Genomic DNA, 19,376 nt, shown 5'->3' with positions numbered 1-19,376 from the left:
ATCTGGTGTGGGGGGAAGTGGGGGAGGCGGGGGGTGTTAACTACCAAAGTAACGCTGGTTTGCGCTTGGCGGTCCTGCAACTGGTGTCGGCGGTGTGCCGCCCCTTCGGCGTTTCCGAGGCGGTGGTCGGAGTGCCGTTCACAGCGTGGCCAGGAACTCTCCGACTGCCTTCTCGAAGCCCCGCGGGTCCTTCAGCTGCACGAAGTGGTCGGTGTCGAGCTCGACCAGGGTGGTGCGGGGGCGGCTGGTCGTCATCTCGTGGGCGTGGGCGGCGGTGAGGACCTGGCTGGCGGTGCCGTGGATGACGAGGGCGGGGCAGGCGGAGGCGAGCCAGGCGGGGCGGTGGTCGCCGTGGACGAGGGTCTCGGAGTCGACGGTGTCCTGGGGGTGGAAGGGGAGCCGCCAGCCGTCCGGGTGGGGGCGCAGCGCCGGGGCGATCATCGGGCCGACGGGGCCGCAGGCGGCGGTGAGTTCGTCGCGGGTGGGGGCGGTGTAGGGGAAGCCGAGGACGAAGGCGAGCGGGCTGGTGCCGGTCTCGGGGAGATGGGCCGCGGTGTCGACGGAGACGAGGCCGGTGAACCGCTCGGGCTGTGCGGCGGCCAGGTGGTACGCGTTGACCGCGCCGAGCGAGTGGCCGACGAGGGCGACCCGGTCCAGGTCCAGGTGGTCGAGGAGGGCCAGCGCATCGGAGACGTAGCCCTCGCGGCGGTAGTCGGGGGCGCGGTCGGAGTCGCCGTGGCCGCGCTGGTCGAGGGCGACGACCCGCCACGCGGGGCCGAGGGCCTCGGCGAGGTGCGCGAAGGAGGCGCCTTCGGAGAGGTGGCCGTGCAGGGCGAGCAGGGGGCGGCCGGCGCTGTCGGGGGTGAAGTCCAGGTAGGAGAGCGTGCGGCCGTCGGTGGTGGTGAGTTCCTTGCGCATGGCGGGCTCCTTGGCTTGTCGGCCGGTTCGCCGGTCGGCTGCTCGGCGGCGATGGCCCGACTGTAGGCAGGGATTGGGCAAGCGCGCAATACAAACGTATAGATCGCTTGTCCAAAAGCTGCCCCGCGCCGCCGCGGCCGTACCATCCCCGCATGGGAAACCGCGAGAAACTGCTGGCCGGAGCCCGGCGCTGCCTGGAGGAGAAGGGGTACCTGCGCACCACCGTCCGCGACATCGCCACCGCCTCCGGCGTCTCCATGGCCGCCATCGGCTATCACTTCGGCTCCCGCGAGGCCCTGCTCAACCAGGCGCTCTTCGCGGCGATGGAGGAGTGGGGCGAGGAGTTCGGCGGGGCGGCCGGCGGCTTCGAGGAGCTGTGGGCCGGCAAGATCCGCTCGTTCGGGGAGCAGCGCTGGCTCTGGCTCGCGAGCGTCGAGGCGTTCGTGCACGCGCAGACCTCGCCCGAGCTGCTCGCGCTGCTCGCGGCCGGTCAGCGGGAGGGGCGTCGCGGGGCGGCCGCGCAGCTCAGGGGCGTGCGGGAGGAGGAGGTCGCCGAGGAGGACGTGCGGACGCTCGGCTCGGTCCACATGGCGCTGCTCAGCGGCGTCATGGTCCAGTGGCTGACCGATCCTCAGGCGGCGCCGGACCCAAGGGAGTTGGCGGTCGGGCTGCGCGCGCTGGCGGAGCGGATCGATCCGGATACCCGTCGGTAGGAAGTCGCTGCACGGCTATGGCAGGAGCACGTCAAGCGCTGCCATAGTGCGGCCATGGACCGACGACGCTTTCTCGCGGGCGCCGGCGCAGCCGGTGCCGCCCTGCTCCTGGGCGCCCCACCCGCGCACGCGACAGCCGTTCAGGACTGGATGGCCGCGCACGGCGACCCCACCCCGCTCCAGAGGCTCACGATCCCCGGCACCCACGACTCCGGCGCCCGCTACGGCGGCCTGTGGACCGAGTGCCAGAACACCACCATCGCCCAGCAGCTCGACAGCGGCATCCGCTTCCTGGACGTACGGTGCCGGGTGACCGGCGGCTCGTTCGCCATCCACCACGGGGCGTACTACCAGAACCTGATGTTCGGCGACGTCCTCGGCGCCTGCTGGGACTTCCTCGCCGCGCACCCCACCGAGACCGTCCTCATGCGGGTCAAGCAGGAGTACTCGACCGAGTCCGACGCCACCTTCCGCGCGATCTTCGACGACTACCTCGACAACCGCGGCTGGCGCCCGCTCTTCCGCATCGGCTCCGGCGTCCCGACCCTCGGCGAGTCCCGCGGCCGGGTCGTCCTGCTCGCCGACAACGCCGGACTGCCCGGGCTGCGCTGGGCCGACGGCGCCTACTTCGACGTCCAGGACGACTACCAGGCCGAGCCCTTCGCCAAGTGGCCCAGGATCCAGGCCCAGTTCCGCAAGGCGGCCGCCCAACCGGGCCCGTTCTACGTCAACTTCGTCTCCACCGCCGCCGGCCTCCCGCCCCGCTGGAACGCCGACCGCCTCAACCCCCAGGTCCACTCCCTCCTCGACAGCGCCGAGGCGACCACCTGGCGGGGCCTCGGCATCGTCCCGCTCGACTTCCCCAACACCAACGCGGGGCTCGTGGAGGCGCTCATCCGGCACAACTAGGCCCACGGCACGGGAACCGGGGCGGAGCTCAAGGCAGCAGCGGCTCCGCGCCCGCTTCGTCAGGCCGCCGCGTCCGGAGGCGGCGTCGGCGCGCCCGGGAGCGTGACCGTCGCCACCGTGCCGCCGCCCTCCGCCGGGGTCAGCGCCACCGTGCCGCCCGCCTGGCCGACCGTACGGGCGACGATCGACAGGCCGAGGCCCGAGCCCGGCAGGCTGCGGGCCGACGGGGAGCGCCAGAAGCGGTCGAAGACGTGCGGGAGTTCGTCGGCCGGGATGCCCGGGCCGTGGTCGCGCACGGTCAGCTCGCCGCGCATCAGCCGCACCTCGACCGTGCCGCGCGGCGGCGAGAACTTCACCGCGTTGTCCAGGACGTTGACCAGCGCCCGCTCCAGCGCGGCCGGCTCCGCCCGTACGTACCAGGGCGCCAGGTCCGTCTCGAAGGTCAGCTCGGGGCCGCGCAGCCGGGCCCGGTCCAGGGCCGAACGGAGGATGGTGTGCAGCGCCACGACCTCCAGCGGGCCGGGGGCGGCGGCCTCGGGGCGGGCGAGTTCCTGGAGGTCGCCGATCAGCGACGCCAGCTCCGTCATCTGGGCCTTGACCGAGGCCATCAGGGCCCGCCGGTCGTCCGGCGGCAGCGCCCGGCCCGTCTGCTCGCTCCGCGCGAGCAGCTCGATGTTGGTGCGCAGCGAGGTCAGCGGCGTGCGCAGCTCGTGGCCAGCGTCGGCGATCAGCCGGGCCTGCCGGTCCCGGGAGGTGGCGAGCGCCGCCGTCATCGCGTTGAAGGACCGGGACAGCCGGGCGATCTCGTCCTCGCCCTCCACCGGGATCCGCACGGTCAGGTCCTCGGTCGCCGCCACGTGCTCGACCGCGCCCGTCAGCCGGTCCACCGGCGCGAGACCGGTCCGCGCCACCCACAGGCCGGCCGCGCCCGCGCCGACGACCCCGATGCCGGAGACGAGGAGCAGCACCCAGGCCAGCGTGTTCATCGAGTTGTCGACCTCGGACAGCGGCCGGGCCAGCGACACCGCCATGCCGATCCGGCCCGGCTGGTCGTACGTGTAGACCCGCATCTCGCGGCCGTCGTCGTCCCTGGTCGTGTGCAGCGTGTCCGTGAGCAGTCCCTGCGCCACGGCCACGTCCGCGTCCTGCGCCGGGATCGGGGCCTTGCCGGAGGTGCAGACGGTGCCGTCGGCCAGGACGATCTGCACGGTGTACGGGGGCAGGGGCGGCACCCGGGTGTCGGTGCGGCAGCCGCCGAGCACCAGGTTCAGATACGTGTTGTCGACCTTGCTGCCGCGCAGGCTGGAGTCCAGCTCGCTCTCCAGCTGCGCCCGGGTCACGAACCAGCAGGCCAGCGACACCGCGGCCACCGCGACCGCCACCGCGAGCGCGGTCAGCAGCGCCAGCCGGGAGCGCAGCGGCCGGGACCGGAACCAGGCGACCGGGTGGGGCACGGTCACTCCGGGCCCCCGCCGGTGCCGCCCGGTCCGCCGGCCCCGCCCCGGAGTACGTAGCCGACGCCGCGCACCGTGTGGACGAGGCGCGGCTCGCCGCCCGCCTCCGTCTTGCGCCGCAGGTACATCACGTACACGTCCAGGGAGTTCGAGCTGGGCTCGAAGTCGAAGCCCCACACGGCCTTGAGGATCTGCTCGCGGGTGAGCACCTGCCGCGGGTGCGCCAGGAACATCTCCAGGAGCGTGAACTCGGTACGGGTCAGCTCCACCCGGCGCCCGCCCCGCGTCACCTCCCGGGTGGCCAGGTCCATCCGCAGGTCCTCGAACGCCATCACGTCACCGGCCCCGGCGTCGTCCGCAGGCTGCCGCTGCTGCGCCGCGTACGAGCTGCGCCGCAGCAGCGCCCGGATCCGCGCGAACAGCTCGTCGAGCTCGAACGGCTTCACGAGGTAGTCGTCCGCGCCCGCGTCGAGGCCGGTGACCCGGTCGCCGACGGTGTCGCGGGCGGTCAGCATCAGGATCGGCACGGTCGAGCCGGACGCGCGGATCCGGCGGGCGGCGGTGAGGCCGTCCATGCGGGGCATCTGCACGTCGAGGACGACGAGATCGGGGCCGTACGACTCCAGCTTGGCGAGCGCGTCGAGCCCGTCGACGGCGTCCTCCGTCCCGTACCCCTCGAAGGCGAGGGACCGTCGCAGGGCCTCGCGGACGGCGGGCTCGTCGTCGACGATGAGGATGCGCTCGTCATCATGCTGCTGGCCACTCATGCCACTCATGGGGTCAGCGTCCCACGTGTTCAGTTCGAGCCGCCCGCGCGCAGCTGGTCCAGGTCGGCCTTGAGGGTGTTCACCGGGATCGCGAATCCGAGCCCGACGCTCCCCGCCGAGCTGCTCGAACCGGCCGAGGAACTGGGCGAATACATGGCCGAATTGATCCCGATGATCTCGCCGTTCATATTGATCAGCGCGCCGCCGGAATTCCCGGGATTGAGGGAGGCGTCGGTCTGGATCGCCTTGTAGGTGGTCTTCGACGAGCCCGTGTCGCCGTTGAACTGCTGTCCGCCGAACTCGAACGGCCAGCCCTGCCGGGGGTCGTACCGCTGCCCCTGGCCGCCGCCGTCCTGGCCGCCGCCGTCCTCCTTCGCGACGGTCACGTCGCGGTTCAGCGCGGAGACGATGCCGCTCGTGACGGTGCCGGTCAGGCCCTCGGGCGAGCCGATGGCCACGACCTGGTCGCCGACCTGGATCTTGGACGAGTCGCCGAGGGTGGCGGCCTTCAGACCGGAGGCGCCCTCCAGCTTGATCAGCGCGAGGTCCTTGTCGGGGTCGGTGCCGACGACCCTGGCGTCGTACGTCTTGCCGTCGCTGAGCTGCACGGTGACGGAGGAGGCGCCGGCGACGACGTGGTTGTTGGTGACGATCTCGCCGTCGGAGGTGATGATCACGCCGGAGCCGGTGGACTTGCCCGCGTTCGAGCTCGCCGAGATCTCCACGATGGACGGCGAGACGGCCTGCGCGACCCCGGCGACCGTGCCCTTGGTGCCCGCCGACACGTTCGTACCGCTCACGCTGCTCGGCGCGGAGGCGGTCGGGGTGCCGTCGGACATCCAGCGCTCGACGAGCGTCGCCGTGCCGCCGCCGACGGCGGCCGCGGCGATGGCCACGGCCGCGAGCAGACCGACGCCGCGCTTGGCGCGGCGGCGGTGCGGTGCGGGGGCCGGGGGAGCCGCGGGCGGCAGATGCCCGCCCGCGGGCCAGACGGTGGTGCCGGGCTCCGGCTGGAACGGCTGTGCCGGGTCGTACGGGGGACGCGGCGGGTAGTACGGCTGCTGCTGCGGCTGGGGCTCCTGGTTGTCCGTCATGGCTATGACTCTCGGAGCCGTAGATGAGAACCGTCTGAGGACGGGGTGAGAAGCCCGACAGAAGCCTGTATGCCCGAAATAAAGACCTGGGTGCCGCGCTGCCGCGTCAGTGGGCGCAGCCGCAGGACCTGCGCACGATCAGCGCCGACGGGAACTGCTTCACCCGCTCGCGGCGCGAGCCCGCCACCCGCAGCGAGTCGTCGAGGACCAGGTCCACCGCCGCGCGCGCCATCGCCGGGCGGTCCGAGTACACCGTGGTCAGCGGCGGATCGGCGAGCGCCGCCTCCTTGACGTCGTCGAAGCCCGCCACCGCGAGCTCCGTCGGCACGTCGATGCGCAGCTCGCGGGCGGCCCGCAGCACGCCGAGCGCCTGGTCGTCCGTCGAGCAGAAGATGGCCGGCGGCCGGTCCGGGCCGGACAGGACCTCCAGCGCGACCTTGTAGGCGTCGTAGCGGTTGTACGGGGCCTGGAAGAGCCGGCCCTCGACCGAGCGGCCCGCCTCCAGCATGGCCCGCCGCCAGCCCTCCTCGTGGTCGGCGACCGGGTCGCCGACGGCCGGGGTGTTGGGGATGCCGCCCATGCAGGCCACGTACTCGTGGCCGTGCTCCAGGAGGTGCCGGGTGGCGAGCTGGGCGCCGCCGATGTCGTCCGTGACGACGGCGACGTCGTCGATCGCCTCGGGCCGCTCGTGCAGCAGCACCACGCGCGCGTCCCAGGCCTCGATCTCGCTCGCGGCCTGCTCGCTCATGCCCTGGCTGACCAGGATCAGTCCGGAGACCCGCATGCCGAGGAAGGCGCGCAGATAGTGGATCTCGCGCTCGGTGCGGTAGTCGGAGTTGCCGACCAGGACCATCTTTCCGCGCTCGGCGGCGGCCTGCTCGACCGCGTGCGCCATCTCGGCGAAGAAGGGCTGGCGGGCGTCCGGGACGACCATGCCTATGAGGTCGGTGCGGCGGGACGCCATGGCCTGGGCCACCCGGTCCGGCCGGTAGCCCAGTTCCTTGATCGCTGCGAGGACACGCTCGCGCGTGGCCGGGGCGACCGGCCGGGGTCCGTTGTTGATCACGTAACTCACGACCGCGGTGGAAGTACCCGCCAGTCGCGCCACGTCATCCCGCGTCACCTTGGCCACGCGCGGCAGTCTACGCGGGGTGACCTATCTACCGGCAGGTCGCCCTGTGGCATACGCCACGTTAACGGTCCTCCGCCGGAGTGAGCTCCCGCGCGTCGTCCTTGACGCGCGCCTCCGCCTTCGACCCCGAGGCGGACCCCGACCCGGAGGCCGAGCCGGACCCCGAGCCGGACCTCGCACCCGGCCCAGGACGGCTCTCGGCCCGGTCCGTCCGCTCCGACCGGTCCGGCTTCTCGGGCGTCACGAAGCGGTAGCCGACGTTGCGTACGGTGCCGATCAGCGACTCGTGCTCGACGCCGAGCTTCGCCCGCAGCCGCCGTACGTGCACGTCGACCGTTCGGGTGCCGCCGAAGTAGTCGTAGCCCCAGACCTCCTGGAGCAGCTGGGCCCGGGTGAAGACCCGGCCCGGGTGCTGGGCGAGGTACTTGAGCAGCTCGAACTCCTTGAAGGTCAGGTCCAGGACCCGGCCCTTCAGCTTCGCGCTGTAGGTGGCCTCGTCCACCGACAGGTCGCCGTTGCGGATCTCCATCGGGGAGTCGTCGACGGTGATCTGCTGCCGGCCCATCGCCAGGCGCAGCCGCGCCTCGACCTCGGCCGGCCCCGCGGTGTCGAGCAGCACGTCGTCGATGCCCCAGTCGGCGGTGACGGCCGCGAGCCCGCCCTCCGTCACGACCAGGATCAGCGGACAGCCGGGCCCCGTGGAGCGCAGCAGCTGGCAGAGCGAGCGGATCTGCGGCAGATCGCGCCGCCCGTCCACCAGGATCACGTCGGCGCCCGGGGTGTCCACCAGGGCCGGGCCCTCGGCGGGGGCCACGCGCACGTTGTGCAGCAGCAGGCCGAGCGCGGGCAGCACCTCGGCCGACGGCTGGAGGGCGTTGGTCAGGAGCAGCAGGGAACTCATCGCGCCCCTCCTGCCTGAATCGTCGGATCGTCCATGACGTCGGTTCCTCCTCGACCCTCGCGACCCGAGAGCTTTTGTTCACCTGTCCGTAACAACGGTCGGAAAACACAAAAGGACCCGGGGGCTGCGGTGCCCGGATCCTCTGCCAGCAGAATAGCGGACATGAGTTCCGAGGCAGAGGGGCGATTTCACATGGTGGATGTTTCTCAGATCACTTCCGGCCCTCTGGAGGACACCCGCCGCGCCGACCTGCCCACCGGTCCGCGTACGGATCTCCGTGCCGATCGGCCCACCGGTCTGCGTACGTACCTCCGTACCGATGACGGTGTCCGGATCGAGGCGGTTTACGAACCCTCCACCGCAAGTGTCACCGATACGGCCGTCGTCGTGGCGCACGGGTTCACCGGCTCGGTCGACCGCCCCGCGCTCCGCCGCGCCGTCGCCGCCTTCCGCACCCACGCCGACGTCGTCTCCTTCTCCTTCCGCGGCCACGGCCGCTCCGGCGGCCGCTCCACCGTCGGCGACCGCGAGGTCCTCGACCTGTCCGCAGCCGTCCGCTGGGCGCGCGAGCTCGGCCACCGGCGCGTGGTCACGGTCGGCTTCTCGATGGGCGGCTCGGTGGTGCTGCGGCACGCGGCGGTCGAGAAGGAGGCGGCCGCCCGCCCGGACGCGGTGGCCGCCGTGTCCGCCCCCGCCCGCTGGTACTACCGGGGCACGCCCCAGATGCGCCGCGTCCACTGGGTGATCACCAGGCCGCTCGGCCGGCTCGTCGGGCGCTACGGGCTCGGGACCAGGATCGACACCAGGGACTGGGATCCGGTGCCGCTCTCGCCGGTCGAGGCGGTGCCGCTGATCGCGCCGACGCCGCTGCTGATCGTGCACGGCGACCGCGACCCGTACTTCCCCGTCGACCACCCCCGGATGCTGGCCGCCGCGGCCGAGCGGGCCGGCACCCCGGCCGAGCTGTGGCTGGAGCGGGGCATGGGCCACGCGGAGAACGCGGCCGGCGACGAGCTGCTGAGCCGCCTCGGGAGCTGGCTGGCCCGGCCATAGCCCATCATGGGGGGCGGCGCGCACACGAACGAAGGGAGCGCCGTCATGGCAGCGGGAACCATCCGCTACTGGGCCGCGGCGAAGGCCGCCGCCGGAGTCGCCGAGGAGCCGTACGCGGCCGACACCCTCGCGGAGGCGCTCGACGCCGCCCGCGAGCGGCACCCCGGCGAGCTGGCGCGGGTCCTCCTGCGTTGTTCGTTCCTGATCGACGGCGACCCCGTCGGGACGCGCGCGCATGAGACGGTACGGCTGGCCGAGGGCGGCACGGTCGAGGTGCTCCCCCCGTTCGCAGGAGGGTGACGCAGGAGGGTGAACCGACACCATGAGCAGTGATCAGCAGTACCCGTACGACCCCCAGGCCGGGGCCCAGGCCGGTCAGTCCTTTGACCCCGAGGTCACCCAGACGTGGCAGGGCCAGACCTGGGACACGCAGTACCAGCCGACGGTGCGGCCGCAGGCGCCCGTCTCGTACGACAACGCGTATCCGGCACCGCAGGGCCAGTACGACTACGCGCAGCAGCCGGTGACCGGCGGCCACCCGCTGCCGCCCGAGGCGGCGTACGAGGCCCCGGCCGCGTACGAGCCCCCGGCCCCGGCCGCGGCCGCGTACGAGGCCCAGGCGGCCGCCCCGGCTGCCGTCGCCGCGCCCGCCCCGGCCGCGTACGAAGCCCCGGCTTCCGCCGGTGCGCCCGCCGCCGCCGAGTACTCCGCACCCACCACCTCCGGCACCGCCCGGGTCACCGACGCCCAGCGGGCCCGCGCCGAGGGCCGCTCGCCGATCATCGAGCCCGGCATGCAGCCGGCCGCGCTGACGGCCGTGCTCGGCTTGCTGCTCGCCGCCGGCGCGGCGCTCGGCTCGTACGCGCTGCTCGTCCCGCTGCTCCTGCTGCAGGCGGTCACCGCGGCCGGCTGGTTCCGGCTCAACGGAATGTGGCCGGCCCGGCAGGGCATCGCGCTCGCCTTCCTCGGCGGCGTCGTCGCGGACGCGGCGCTGCTGGCGGTCGGCCGGGAGAACGCGCCAGGGGCGATCATCGGGACGCTCGGCGTGTGGGTGCTGCTGACGCTGGTGCTGCAGCTGCGCAGCCACGCCGACCCGGACGAGCGGATGTACGGCCTGATGGCGACGGTCGTGTCCTCCGCGCTCGCGATCCTGGCCGCCGGACACCTCGGCGCCGACCCGGACGCGGTCGTCGTCGGCGCCGTGGCCGTGGCCGCCGCGGTCGTCGCCCGGGCGGTCCCGCTGCCCGGCCCCGTCTCGATCGTCGTGGCCCTGCTCGCCGCGGCGGGCGGTGGCATCGCGGCCGGCGGCTTCACCGACCTGGGCACCGGCGGGGCGCTGCTCGGCCTGGGCGCCGGGGTGTGCGCGCTGGTCGGCCTGCGGGTGGCGAGCTACGACTACCCGTCGCGGTTCGTGCACATGACGGCTGGTGTGGCGCTGCCGCTGACGGCCGCCGTGCCCGCCGTCTACCTGCTGGGCAGGGTGCTCGCGTAGGTCCGCGAAACGCCCCTGGGGAACCGACCGGCCCTCCGACACGTCGATCTTCGTGTCGGAGGGCCGGACCTTTTGCTGGTTGACGAGGAGGATGTGGGCGATGCGAGCGCTGCGGACGGTGCTGATCCTTGCCGTGGTGCTCGGCGGAATCCTCGTCGGCGTGGACCGGCTGGCCGCCGCCTACGCGGAGTCGGAGGCGGCCGACGGGGTGCGGCTCGGCAGCGTGCGGGCCGAGTCCACGGACGTCGACATCAAGGGCTTCCCGTTCCTCACCCAGGTGGCGGGCAAGCGGTTCGGCGAGGTCGACGTGGCGCTGACCGGCGTCCGGACCACCGCCGGTGGCCACCCGGTGCGCATCGGCGAGCTGACCGCCGCGCTGCACGACGTCACCCTGAACGACGACTACGCGATCGAGCGCGCCCGCACCGCGAGCGGCACGGCCCTGACCTCGTACCCGGACCTGGCCGCCGCCTCCGGCGAGGACGCGAAGGTCGCGTACGGCGGCGCCGGCAAGCTGAAGGTGACGGGCGGGGTGCGGTTCCTGGGGCAGGTCCTCACCCGCACGGTGACGTCCACGGTGACCCTGGTGGACGGCGACACCATCCGGGTGCGGGCGGACGAGGTGCCCGGCGAGGGCATCCCGGGCCTGGAGAAGCTGGTGCGGGCCCGCACGGACTTCGACTGGCGGGTCGAGGGGCTGCCGAAGGGCATGCGGCTGACGAAGGTGGAGCCGCGCGAGGACGGCCTCGCGGTGACGGTGGCGGGCGAGAACGTGGTCCTGACGGCGTCCTGACCAACGCCCTGACCGCGTCCCGACGGGGCCCTGACGGCGTCCCGACGGCGTCCCGATGGCCTCCCGATGGCGTCCTGGCGAGGTCCTGACGGCGTCCTGGCCGCGCCCGCGGAGCCTCAGAACCGCCGCCGAAGCCTTCTGATCACATTCTGAGACAGTCACGTCCGATCCGTAGAAACGATGGCCAAGCCCGCTGTCCGCGGGCCCTCCGGGGTGTTCCGTGCCCTTTTCGCGTCCCGAATGCCGGACGATCGCGTCTCAAAATACGACACGCCGGTGACACGGCCACCTGTCCGTCCCTACGATCGTGGTCATGAAGCGACAGGCGGATCTCACGAAGCGGCGGGCAGTAGACCTGTGCCGCATCGCCGCCATGCTCTGTCGCTCAGTCTGAGCGGGACGCACCTCGTCCCGTATTTCCTCAGGCCCTCCGACGTGATGTCGGGGCCACCCCTGCGCCGCCGTACGCCGTCGTCCGCACGCACCCGGCAACCGCCGCATGCACACCGACGCGTACCGGCACCGCACCACCCCGCACGACACCGCCGCACACTGCCCCGGAGGAGAAACAGCATGGCTCGCAGCGACGTCCTGGTCGACGCCGACTGGGTCGAGGCCAACCTCGACAACCCGCAGGTCGCCCTGGTCGAGGTCGACGAGGACACCTCGGCGTACGACAAGAACCACATCAAGAACGCGATCCGGATCGACTGGACGAAGGACCTCCAGGACCCGGTCCGCCGCGACTTCATCGACCAGGAGGGCTTCGAGAAGCTCCTCTCGGCCAAGGGCATCGCCAACGACACCACGGTCGTCCTCTACGGCGGCAACAACAACTGGTTCGCGTCGTACGCCTACTGGTACTTCAAGCTGTACGGCCACCAGGACGTCAAGCTGCTCGACGGCGGCCGCAAGAAGTGGGAGCTCGACTCCCGCGACCTGGTCGACGGCTCCGAGGTCCCGAACCGCCCGGCCACCGAGTACAAGGCCAAGGCCCAGGACACCTCGATCCGCGCCTTCCGCGACGACGTCGTGGCCGCGATCGGCAACCAGAACATCGTCGACGTGCGCTCGCCCGACGAGTTCTCCGGCAAGCTGCTCGCCCCGGCGCACCTCCCGCAGGAGCAGTCGCAGCGTCCGGGCCACGTCCCGTCCGCCCGCAACATCCCCTGGTCGAAGAACGCCAACGACGACGGCACCTTCAAGTCGGACGAGGAGCTCAAGGCCCTCTACGCCGACGAGCAGGTCGACCTGGCGAAGGACTCCATCGCCTACTGCCGCATCGGCGAGCGCTCCGCGCTCACCTGGTTCGTCCTGCACGAGCTGCTCGGTGTCGAGAACGTCAAGAACTACGACGGCTCGTGGACCGAGTACGGCTCCCTCGTGGGCGTGCCGATCGAGCTCGGCGCCAACAAGTAAGACCTCCCTCCCCTCTTCGACCGTAAGGATTCCTGACATGTGCGGAGCGCAGCCCGGCGGCCCCGACGCCTCGACGATCAAGCCCGGTGAGACCACGATCCAGGGCTACGTGACCAAGGACGGCGAGCCCGTCACCGGTTACGTCCGCCTCCTCGACTCCACCGGCGAGTTCACGGCCGAGGTCCCCACCTCCGCCACCGGCCAGTTCCGCTTCTACGCGGCCGAGGGCACCTGGACCGTCCGCGCCCTGGTCCCGGGCGGCACCGCCGACCGTCAGGTCGTGGCCCAGAAGGGTGGCCTCGCGGAGGTCGCCATCGCGGTGTGACACCACCGCACCACTGAACGGCCGTGGGGCCGTGCCTCCTGGGGGGTTGGACGCTTTCCGGGACTTGAGGCACGGCCCTTCGGTCTGCCCGCACGCCTGTCCGCGGCCGCCTTCCGGTCGTACTCTGAAGGTGTGTACGCACGGCGACGACGCGTCTACTTCTGGATGATGGGCGTCTGCCTGGTGCTTTTCGTGGGCGCCTGGGCCGTCGTGCGCCTCTTCTCGGTCCCTGCCGCCATCGCCATGTGTCTGGTCGCCATGCTCATCCCGCCGGTCGCGGCGATGGTCGCGAACCGGCGGGGGCCGGACGACCGCTGGTGGGACGATCCCAGCGGCGACAAGCAGTCCGACGAGTGGTGGGACGAGCTGGACGGCAAGAAGCGCGACCGGGACTCGTAGAACGGGGATGCCGGGAGTCGGGGAGTCAGGGAGTCAGTAGACGAGAGCCTGGGTCTCGTCCGCCATGGCCTCCTGGACGAAGACCTGCGCACCCGCGATGCGGACGCCCTTGAGCACGTCGTCCTCGGTGATCTCGCGGCGGGCGGCGCACTGGGTGCAGAGGGTGACGCGGCCGGCCGCGAGGATCGAGTCGATCAGGTCCGGCAGCGGTGCGGCGTGCGGGAGCTCGAACTCGGCCGCGCGGCCCGGCAGGGCGAACCAGGAGGACTCGCCGGTCAGCCAGAGCGAGACCTCGACGCCACTGGCGACGGCGACGGCGGCCACCGTGAAGGCCTGGGAGCAGCGTTCCGGGGCGTCGGCACCGGCGGTCACCTTGATCACGAGCTTCTTCGCCATATACCGAACTGTAATGCGGTCCGAGGCAACCCCATGCATCACTCACGGGTCAGTTGGGTGCGCGGTGATACGGAATCCGCGCTTCTAGTCTCGTGGGGGGACTGCTTTGGAAGCCTCAGAAGCGGTGAGATCCGCTCAAATCACCCCGGCGCCCGAGCCCGATCCGGCGCCGATACCTGCGCAGGTGCCGGTTCCGGCCCCGGCTTCGGTGCCGTCTCCGGTTCCTTCTCCGGTTCCTTCTCCGGTTCCTGATCCGGCTCCGCGTCGCCGGGTCGGCCGTGCGGTCGCGCTGATCGCCGTCGCCGCCGTGCTCGGCATCGTCGGCGGTACGGCGGTGGGCTACGGCATCCAGGCCGAGCGCGAGCCCACCCCGCTCCCGCCCCTCAACCAGCAGGGCCTCGCCTACCCGGCGAAGCCGCTCCCGAAGGGCAAGGAGCCGGAGCCGCTGTCGGCGGCGGAAGACCGCGGTCTGAAGACCGACGGGGACCTGAGCAAGCTGCTGCTGCCGAAGCCGGCGGGCGCCAGGAAGGCCGACTTCGTCCCCCAGGACGGCTGGCTGAGCCTCGCCTCGTACGCCTCGGACTTCGACGGGCCGGGCGGCGAGTTCCAGTACCTGCTGGACGGCGGCATCCGCCGGGTCGCCAGTGAGGGCTGGCGCACCGGCCAGTTCAAGTTCACCCAGATCAACCTGGTGCAGTTCCGTTCCGGCAGCTCCCAGGGCGCCGCCGACCACTCGGCCGACCAGCGCGGGTTCATGGAGGACGAGGCCGGTTACGGCCAGCCGGTCAAGGGCAGCGCCGAGGGGCGCACCTACGTGCTTCCGGTGAAGCACAAGGCGGGCTACCTCGACATCTACGAGGCCCGCGCGTACGTCCACCGTGGCGACGTCGCGATCGAGATCTTCGTGACGGACACCAAGAAGATCAGCCAGAAGGAGATCTCCTCGCTGGCCGAGCGGCAGCTGGAGCGCCTGTGAGCGAGGAAACCACCCCGAACGCCGGCCTCGACGCCGGCGCCGTCACCGACGCACCCGCGCCCGCGCCCGGAGACGTGCCCGCACCCGCACCCGCGTCGCGCAAGCCCCGCCGCCTGTTCCCGTACGTCCTCGGCGGCGTACTCGTGCTCGGCCTCGCCGCCGGCGGGACCTACACCGGCGTCACGGTCGCGGGTGCCGAGCGCCACTCGCCCACGGTCGGCTGGGTGGAACCGGCCCCGGACGCGACCGGTGACGCGGAGAGCAAGGACCCGGCCGCCGACTCGGTCGTGCACGGCAGGGCGTCGACGCCGCTGAGCAAGCTGCTGCTGCCGGTCCCCGAGGGATACGTGCTCGGCCCGGACGTCGACCGGTACGGCAACGACGGCGAACTCTCCGCACGCGACGCGGTCGCCCTGGTCAAGCAGCAGGGCAAGGGCCTCTCCGGCAAGAAGCGCCGCGACTTCGACAAGCGGATCGAGAAGCTCGGCATCCAGGGCATCGCCGTGCGCTCCTACGCCTCCGAGGACGACGACCTCGTGGTCGAGGTGCAGGTCGTGCACCTGAAGGACAAGCGGTTCGGCGCCGATCTGCGCAGGATGCAGACCGAGATCGCCGACATGCTCGGGTTCCCCAAGGGCCCGAAGATCGCGGACCACAAGAACGCGTCCTGCTTCGCGATGCCGAAGCCGAAGGACAAGGGCAACGGCAAGGGCAAGGGCGACGACGGCCTCGACGGCATGGTCTGCTCCGCGAACGAGTCCGGGTACTTCGTCTCGGTCAACGCCTCGGGCAGTCGGCCCTTCGACAAGTCCGCCGTCGCCGAGCTGGTGAAGAAGCAACTCGACCACATCAAGTCCCCGGGGGAGTACGTATGAGCGAGACCGAGCCGCAGACCGCCCCCGAGGCGCCGGAGACCGCCGAGCCGACAACGCCCCCGGAAGCCCCGGAGGCCGCTGAAACCCTTACCGCGGCCCCGGCCGCCGGCCCGGCGAAGCCCCGGGGGCGTGTGCTGCGCGCCGTCGCCCTCTGGACCGCCGCGCTCGTCGTCTGCGGCGGCCTCGGCGCCGGGACCGCCGCGGCGATCACGGCCATGGAGCGCACCGACGTGCCCGGGCTCGCGACCGCGAACGACGGCCGCTGGGAGTACCCGAAGCTGAGCCTCCCGGCGCTGCCGGAGGGCGCGCCGCGCCCCTTCACCGACGGCAACGAAGGCGAGATCCACTACGCCGACCTGCGCGCACTCGTGCTGCCGGCGCCGGCCGGGGCGACCGTGGACCCGAAGCGGGCCGGCGGCTGGGTGAGTGTCGACGACTATCTGTCCCTCTACCCGAAGGAGCGGCGCGATCTGCTGCGGCAGGCCATCGACGACTCCGCGCTGCGCCACGTCGCCGCCCGCGCCTGGACCATGCCGGACGGCACGAAGAGCGCCGTCTACCTGCTGCGGTTCAAGTCGGTCGGCTTCTCGGAGGCCTTCAAGGACGAGGCGCTGAGCGTCGGCTCGTCGGACACCCTGCCGCTGGACGGTACCGGGGTCGTCGAGAGCGACTCGCTCGGTACCGGCGTGCGGGTCGACGACACGGCGCTGTACACGGTTGCGGAGACCAAGCCGTACGGCCCCGAGCAGACCCGCTGGGCCTACATCCAGGCGGGCGACACGCTCGCGCTGGTCGTCCAGTCCCGCAAGGGAGAGGCCCTCGCCGTGCCGTTCCAGCAGACCGTGATTCTGCAGAACCAGCTGCTCGGCTGAGGACTCCCCGCCGCGAGACCCACCTCACCGAGAGGGCCGGGCCCCTCGCCCACTAAGCTGGGGTCCGGCCCGTTCCGCCTTCACCGCTCACCGAGGAGCATCAAGTGATCGTCTTCTTCGAAACTCTGCTGGCGCTCGTCTGTGTCGCGGTCCTCGCCTTCGCGGGTCTGACCGTGAAGAAGCTGTACCAGGGCCAGCGCTAACAACCGAACGAGAACAGATCGCCTGAGCTGCTCATGATCCAGATCCCGTCCGACCTCAATCCCGAGCTCGTCCCCCTCGCGTTCCTGCTGGGCACGTGGGAGGGCGCCGGTGTGTCCGACTTCCCCGGCGCCGAGAAGTGCAACTTCGGCCAGTCCGTGACGTTCAGCCACGACGGCCGCGACTTCATCGAGTACCACTCGCACTCGTGGGTCCTGGACGCCGACGGCAACAAGGTCCGCCCGCTGGAGAGCGAGAGCGGCTACTGGCGCATCGACAAGGACCGCAAGGTCGAGATCGTCATGGTCCGCGACCAGGGCATCGTCGAGGTCTGGTACGGCGAGCTCGCCGACCAGAAGCCGCAGATCGACATCGCGACGGACGCCGTCGCGCGCACCGCGGCCTCCGGCCCGTACAGCGGCGGCAAGCGCCTCTACGGCTACGTCAAGAGCGACCTCATGTGGGTCGGCGAGAAGGCCACCCCCGAGGTCCCGCTGCGCCCGTACATGTCGGCGCACCTGAAGAAGGTCGTCACCCCGGAGGAGGTCGCCGAGATGGCGCGCAACCTCCCCGACATGCCGGACGACGGCATCGCCTTCTTCAAGTAGTCAAGCCCCTCGGCGCTCCGGCCACGCCCTCCTACACTGGGGGGCGTGGTGAGCACCGACTGGAAGAGCGACCTGCGGCAGCGCGGCTACCGGCTGACGCCCCAGCGCCAGCTTGTCCTGGAGGCCGTCGACGCGCTGGAGCACGCGACTCCGGACGACATCCTCGTCGAGGTCCGCAAGACCGCCTCCGGCGTCAACATCTCCACCGTCTACCGGACCCTGGAGCTCCTGGAGGAGCTCGGTCTGGTCAGTCACGCCCATCTGGGGCACGGGGCGCCGACCTACCACCTCGCCGACCGGCACCACCATCTGCACCTGGTCTGCCGGGACTGCTCGGAGGTCATCGAGGCGGACGTGGAGATCGCGGCCGAGTTCACCGGCAAGCTCCGCGAGACCTTCGGCTTCGAGACCGACATGAAGCACTTCGCGATCTTCGGGCAGTGCCGGGACTGCGCACGGAAGCACGCGGCCGCGGAGTCGTAGCCGCGGAGTCGTACGCTTTCATCCATGAAGAGCCCACTGCTGTCCCTGCCCGGCGCCGTCCCCGCCGAAGGCCGTGACGAAGGCGTCGCCGCCCACTACGGCGACCTGTTCCGCGAGCAGCGGACCCTCGCCGACGGCACCGGTTTCGTGGACCTCTCGCACCGCGGTGTCATCGCCGTCACCGGCGCCGACCGGCTGAGCTGGCTGCACCTGCTGCTCACCCAGCACGTCAGCGCCCTCCCCGTCGGCCAGGCCACGGACGCGCTGATCCTCTCCGCGAACGGACACATCGAGCACGCGCTGTACCTCGTCGACGACGGCGAGACGGTGTGGGCGCACGTCGAGCCGGGCACCCAGGCCGAGCTCCTCGCGTACCTGGACTCGATGAAGTTCTTCTACCGGGTGGACGTCGCCGACCGCACCGACGACTTCGCCGTCGTCCACCTGCCGGCCGGCTCCATCGCCGCCGCGCCCGAGGGCGTGGTCGTACGGGAGACGGCGCACGGCCGCGACCTGTTCCTGCCGCGCGCGGACCTGGAGTCCTTCGCCGCCTCGCACGGCCCGGCCGCCGGCATCCTCGCGTACGAGGCGCTGCGCGTCGAGCAGCACCGGCCGCGGCTCGGCTTCGAGACCGACCACCGGACCATCCCGCACGAGATCGGCGTCATCGGCAGCGCCGTCCACCTCCAGAAGGGCTGCTACCGAGGCCAGGAGACGGTCGCCCGCGTCCACAACCTGGGCAAGCCGCCGCGCCGCCTGGTCTTCCTGCACCTGGACGGCAGCGAGGTGCACCTGCCGGCGCACGGCGACCCGGTCCGGCTCGCCGCCGACGGGGTGGAGGGCCGCCAGCTGGGCTTCGTCACGACCGCGGTGCGCCACCACGAGCTGGGCCCGATCGCCCTCGCGCTGGTGAAGCGGAACGTGCCGGTGGACGCCGAGCTGATCGCGGGCACGACGGCGGCCGCGCAGGAGACGATCGTCGAGCCGTAGGCGTACGCCTCCCTCTGACGCGTACGTCTGAGCCGTACGCCTGAGCCGTACCGCTGATCCGTACGCCTGAGCCGTGAACCGTCGGCTGTCAGACGTCCAGAAGCACCGTGAACGGGCCGTGATTCGTGAGCGAGACGCGCATGTCCGCTCCGAACCGGCCCGTCTCCACGCGCGCGCCGAGCGCCCGCAGCTGCGCGACCACCTCGTCGACCAGCGGTTCGGCGACCGGGCCGGGCGCGGCGGCGTTCCAGGTGGGGCGGCGGCCCTTGCGGGCGTCTCCGTAGAGCGTGAACTGAGAGATGACGAGCAGCGGCGCGTTCACGTCGGAGCAGGACTTCTCGCCCTCCAGCACTCGGACGGACCAGAGCTTTCTGGCCAATTGCGCGGCCTTCTCCGGCGTGTCGTCGTGGGTCACCCCGACCAGCACGCAAAGCCCCTCGCCGACGATCTCGCCGACGGTCTCCCCTGCGACGACGACGCTCGCGCCGTCGACCCTCTGCACCACTGCTCGCATACGGACCAACCTACAGACTGATACGGGCAGGGCCGAACGGGTGCAGACCGCCTGCGTCGGCCTGTGCGCGAGTGGCACCATGCCTCTCAGGC

23 protein-coding genes are annotated in these 19,376 nt (G+C 71.9%); 15 read left to right on the top strand and 8 right to left on the bottom strand.

Features of this window, described 5'->3' with window-relative positions; genetic code table 11:
• Window positions 1-138 precede the first annotated feature (138 nt).
• Window positions 139-918 carry an alpha/beta fold hydrolase gene (locus ACWEV0_RS23630; RefSeq protein ID WP_453151396.1) on the bottom strand — a complete coding sequence of 260 codons (780 nt, stop codon included), beginning with the start codon at window positions 916-918 and terminating at the stop codon, window positions 139-141.
• A gap of 152 nt (window positions 919-1,070) precedes the next feature.
• Here ACWEV0_RS23630 and ACWEV0_RS23625 point away from each other — a divergent pair, with 152 nt between their 5' ends.
• Entirely contained in the window at window positions 1,071-1,631 is a 561-nt protein-coding gene (locus ACWEV0_RS23625; protein ID WP_453151395.1) for a TetR/AcrR family transcriptional regulator, read from the top strand.
• Between the two features lie 54 nt (window positions 1,632-1,685).
• Complete coding sequence (locus tag ACWEV0_RS23620; protein WP_453151394.1) at window positions 1,686-2,540, top strand: phosphatidylinositol-specific phospholipase C; 855 nt, start codon at window positions 1,686-1,688, stop codon at window positions 2,538-2,540.
• A gap of 59 nt (window positions 2,541-2,599) precedes the next feature.
• Here the strand turns inward: ACWEV0_RS23620 and ACWEV0_RS23615 are convergent, their stop codons facing one another.
• The 5 genes from ACWEV0_RS23615 to ACWEV0_RS23595 form a co-directional block, all read right to left on the bottom strand.
• Window positions 2,600-3,994 (bottom strand): sensor histidine kinase, encoded by a 1,395-nt coding sequence (locus tag ACWEV0_RS23615; RefSeq protein WP_453151393.1) that lies wholly within the window; start codon window positions 3,992-3,994, stop codon window positions 2,600-2,602.
• A 2-nt stretch (window positions 3,995-3,996) separates the two neighbouring features.
• Entirely contained in the window at window positions 3,997-4,761 is a 765-nt protein-coding gene (locus tag ACWEV0_RS23610) for a response regulator transcription factor (protein WP_453151399.1), read from the bottom strand.
• A 29-nt stretch (window positions 4,762-4,790) separates the two neighbouring features.
• Window positions 4,791-5,855 carry a S1C family serine protease gene (locus ACWEV0_RS23605; protein ID WP_453151392.1) on the bottom strand — a complete coding sequence of 355 codons (1,065 nt, stop codon included), beginning with the start codon at window positions 5,853-5,855 and terminating at the stop codon, window positions 4,791-4,793.
• A gap of 106 nt (window positions 5,856-5,961) precedes the next feature.
• The gene (locus ACWEV0_RS23600) at window positions 5,962-6,987 is read right to left on the bottom strand and encodes a LacI family DNA-binding transcriptional regulator (protein ID WP_403799970.1); all 1,026 of its coding nucleotides are present in this window, start codon (window positions 6,985-6,987) and stop codon (window positions 5,962-5,964) included.
• A 61-nt stretch (window positions 6,988-7,048) separates the two neighbouring features.
• On the bottom strand, window positions 7,049-7,888 hold the full coding sequence (locus ACWEV0_RS23595) for a response regulator transcription factor (protein WP_453151391.1): 840 nt from the start codon (window positions 7,886-7,888) through the stop codon (window positions 7,049-7,051).
• A 192-nt stretch (window positions 7,889-8,080) separates the two neighbouring features.
• Between ACWEV0_RS23595 and ACWEV0_RS23590 the strand changes: the two genes are divergently transcribed.
• The 7 genes from ACWEV0_RS23590 (at window position 8,081) to ACWEV0_RS23560 (ending at window position 13,369) form a co-directional block, all read left to right on the top strand.
• Window positions 8,081-8,941 carry an alpha/beta hydrolase gene (locus tag ACWEV0_RS23590; RefSeq protein ID WP_453151390.1) on the top strand — a complete coding sequence of 287 codons (861 nt, stop codon included), beginning with the start codon at window positions 8,081-8,083 and terminating at the stop codon, window positions 8,939-8,941.
• Window positions 8,942-8,986: 45 nt separating this feature from the next.
• A complete protein-coding gene (locus tag ACWEV0_RS23585; RefSeq protein WP_403799962.1) occupies window positions 8,987-9,241 on the top strand; it encodes a MoaD/ThiS family protein in 255 nt (84 codons plus the stop codon).
• Between the two features lie 22 nt (window positions 9,242-9,263).
• A complete protein-coding gene (locus ACWEV0_RS23580) occupies window positions 9,264-10,433 on the top strand; it encodes a hypothetical protein (protein WP_453151388.1) in 1,170 nt (389 codons plus the stop codon).
• Window positions 10,434-10,533: 100 nt separating this feature from the next.
• Window positions 10,534-11,226, top strand: a complete 693-nt coding sequence (locus ACWEV0_RS23575; protein ID WP_453151386.1) for an LmeA family phospholipid-binding protein — start codon at window positions 10,534-10,536, stop codon at window positions 11,224-11,226.
• Window positions 11,227-11,799: 573 nt separating this feature from the next.
• Window positions 11,800-12,645, top strand: coding sequence for a sulfurtransferase (locus ACWEV0_RS23570; protein ID WP_453151385.1), 846 nt, complete (start codon window positions 11,800-11,802; stop codon window positions 12,643-12,645).
• A 37-nt stretch (window positions 12,646-12,682) separates the two neighbouring features.
• Window positions 12,683-12,970: a DUF1416 domain-containing protein gene (locus ACWEV0_RS23565; protein ID WP_128977887.1), complete on the top strand. Its 288-nt coding sequence runs from the start codon at window positions 12,683-12,685 to the stop codon at window positions 12,968-12,970.
• Window positions 12,971-13,066: 96 nt separating this feature from the next.
• Window positions 13,067-13,369 carry a DUF3099 domain-containing protein gene (locus ACWEV0_RS23560; protein WP_453151398.1) on the top strand — a complete coding sequence of 101 codons (303 nt, stop codon included), beginning with the start codon at window positions 13,067-13,069 and terminating at the stop codon, window positions 13,367-13,369.
• A 33-nt stretch (window positions 13,370-13,402) separates the two neighbouring features.
• Here ACWEV0_RS23560 and ACWEV0_RS23555 read toward each other — a convergent pair whose 3' ends face one another.
• Window positions 13,403-13,765, bottom strand: a complete 363-nt coding sequence (locus ACWEV0_RS23555) for a DsrE family protein (protein WP_451605292.1) — start codon at window positions 13,763-13,765, stop codon at window positions 13,403-13,405.
• A 307-nt stretch (window positions 13,766-14,072) separates the two neighbouring features.
• On the opposite strand from ACWEV0_RS23555, the gene ACWEV0_RS23550 reads away from it, so the two are divergent.
• The 6 genes from ACWEV0_RS23550 to ygfZ all read left to right on the top strand — a co-directional run bounded on the left by ACWEV0_RS23550 (window position 14,073) and on the right by ygfZ (window position 18,770).
• The gene (locus tag ACWEV0_RS23550; RefSeq protein ID WP_453151384.1) at window positions 14,073-14,741 is read left to right on the top strand and encodes a hypothetical protein; all 669 of its coding nucleotides are present in this window, start codon (window positions 14,073-14,075) and stop codon (window positions 14,739-14,741) included.
• Window positions 14,738-15,616: a hypothetical protein gene (locus ACWEV0_RS23545; RefSeq protein WP_453151383.1), complete on the top strand. Its 879-nt coding sequence runs from the start codon at window positions 14,738-14,740 to the stop codon at window positions 15,614-15,616. Before ACWEV0_RS23550 ends, ACWEV0_RS23545 begins: the two co-directional genes overlap by 4 nt.
• Window positions 15,613-16,488 carry a hypothetical protein gene (locus tag ACWEV0_RS23540; RefSeq protein WP_453151381.1) on the top strand — a complete coding sequence of 292 codons (876 nt, stop codon included), beginning with the start codon at window positions 15,613-15,615 and terminating at the stop codon, window positions 16,486-16,488. The genes ACWEV0_RS23545 and ACWEV0_RS23540 overlap by 4 nt, the downstream gene beginning before the upstream one ends.
• 236 nt (window positions 16,489-16,724) lie before the next feature.
• The gene (locus ACWEV0_RS23535) at window positions 16,725-17,297 is read left to right on the top strand and encodes an FABP family protein (RefSeq protein ID WP_453151379.1); all 573 of its coding nucleotides are present in this window, start codon (window positions 16,725-16,727) and stop codon (window positions 17,295-17,297) included.
• Window positions 17,298-17,342: 45 nt separating this feature from the next.
• Window positions 17,343-17,780, top strand: a complete 438-nt coding sequence (locus tag ACWEV0_RS23530) for a Fur family transcriptional regulator (protein ID WP_453151378.1) — start codon at window positions 17,343-17,345, stop codon at window positions 17,778-17,780.
• A 24-nt stretch (window positions 17,781-17,804) separates the two neighbouring features.
• Window positions 17,805-18,770 (top strand): CAF17-like 4Fe-4S cluster assembly/insertion protein YgfZ, encoded by a 966-nt coding sequence (ygfZ, locus tag ACWEV0_RS23525; protein WP_453151377.1) that lies wholly within the window; start codon window positions 17,805-17,807, stop codon window positions 18,768-18,770.
• An 88-nt stretch (window positions 18,771-18,858) separates the two neighbouring features.
• On the opposite strand, the gene dtd is transcribed toward ygfZ, so the two are convergent.
• Window positions 18,859-19,284 carry a D-aminoacyl-tRNA deacylase gene (gene dtd, locus ACWEV0_RS23520; protein WP_451605299.1) on the bottom strand — a complete coding sequence of 142 codons (426 nt, stop codon included), beginning with the start codon at window positions 19,282-19,284 and terminating at the stop codon, window positions 18,859-18,861.
• Window positions 19,285-19,376 lie beyond the last annotated feature (92 nt).

The organism is Streptomyces sp. NPDC003943, from assembly GCF_053605265.1.
The sequence above is the reverse complement of the archived record's forward strand: the minus strand, read 5'-3'. Positions and strand labels throughout refer to the sequence as shown.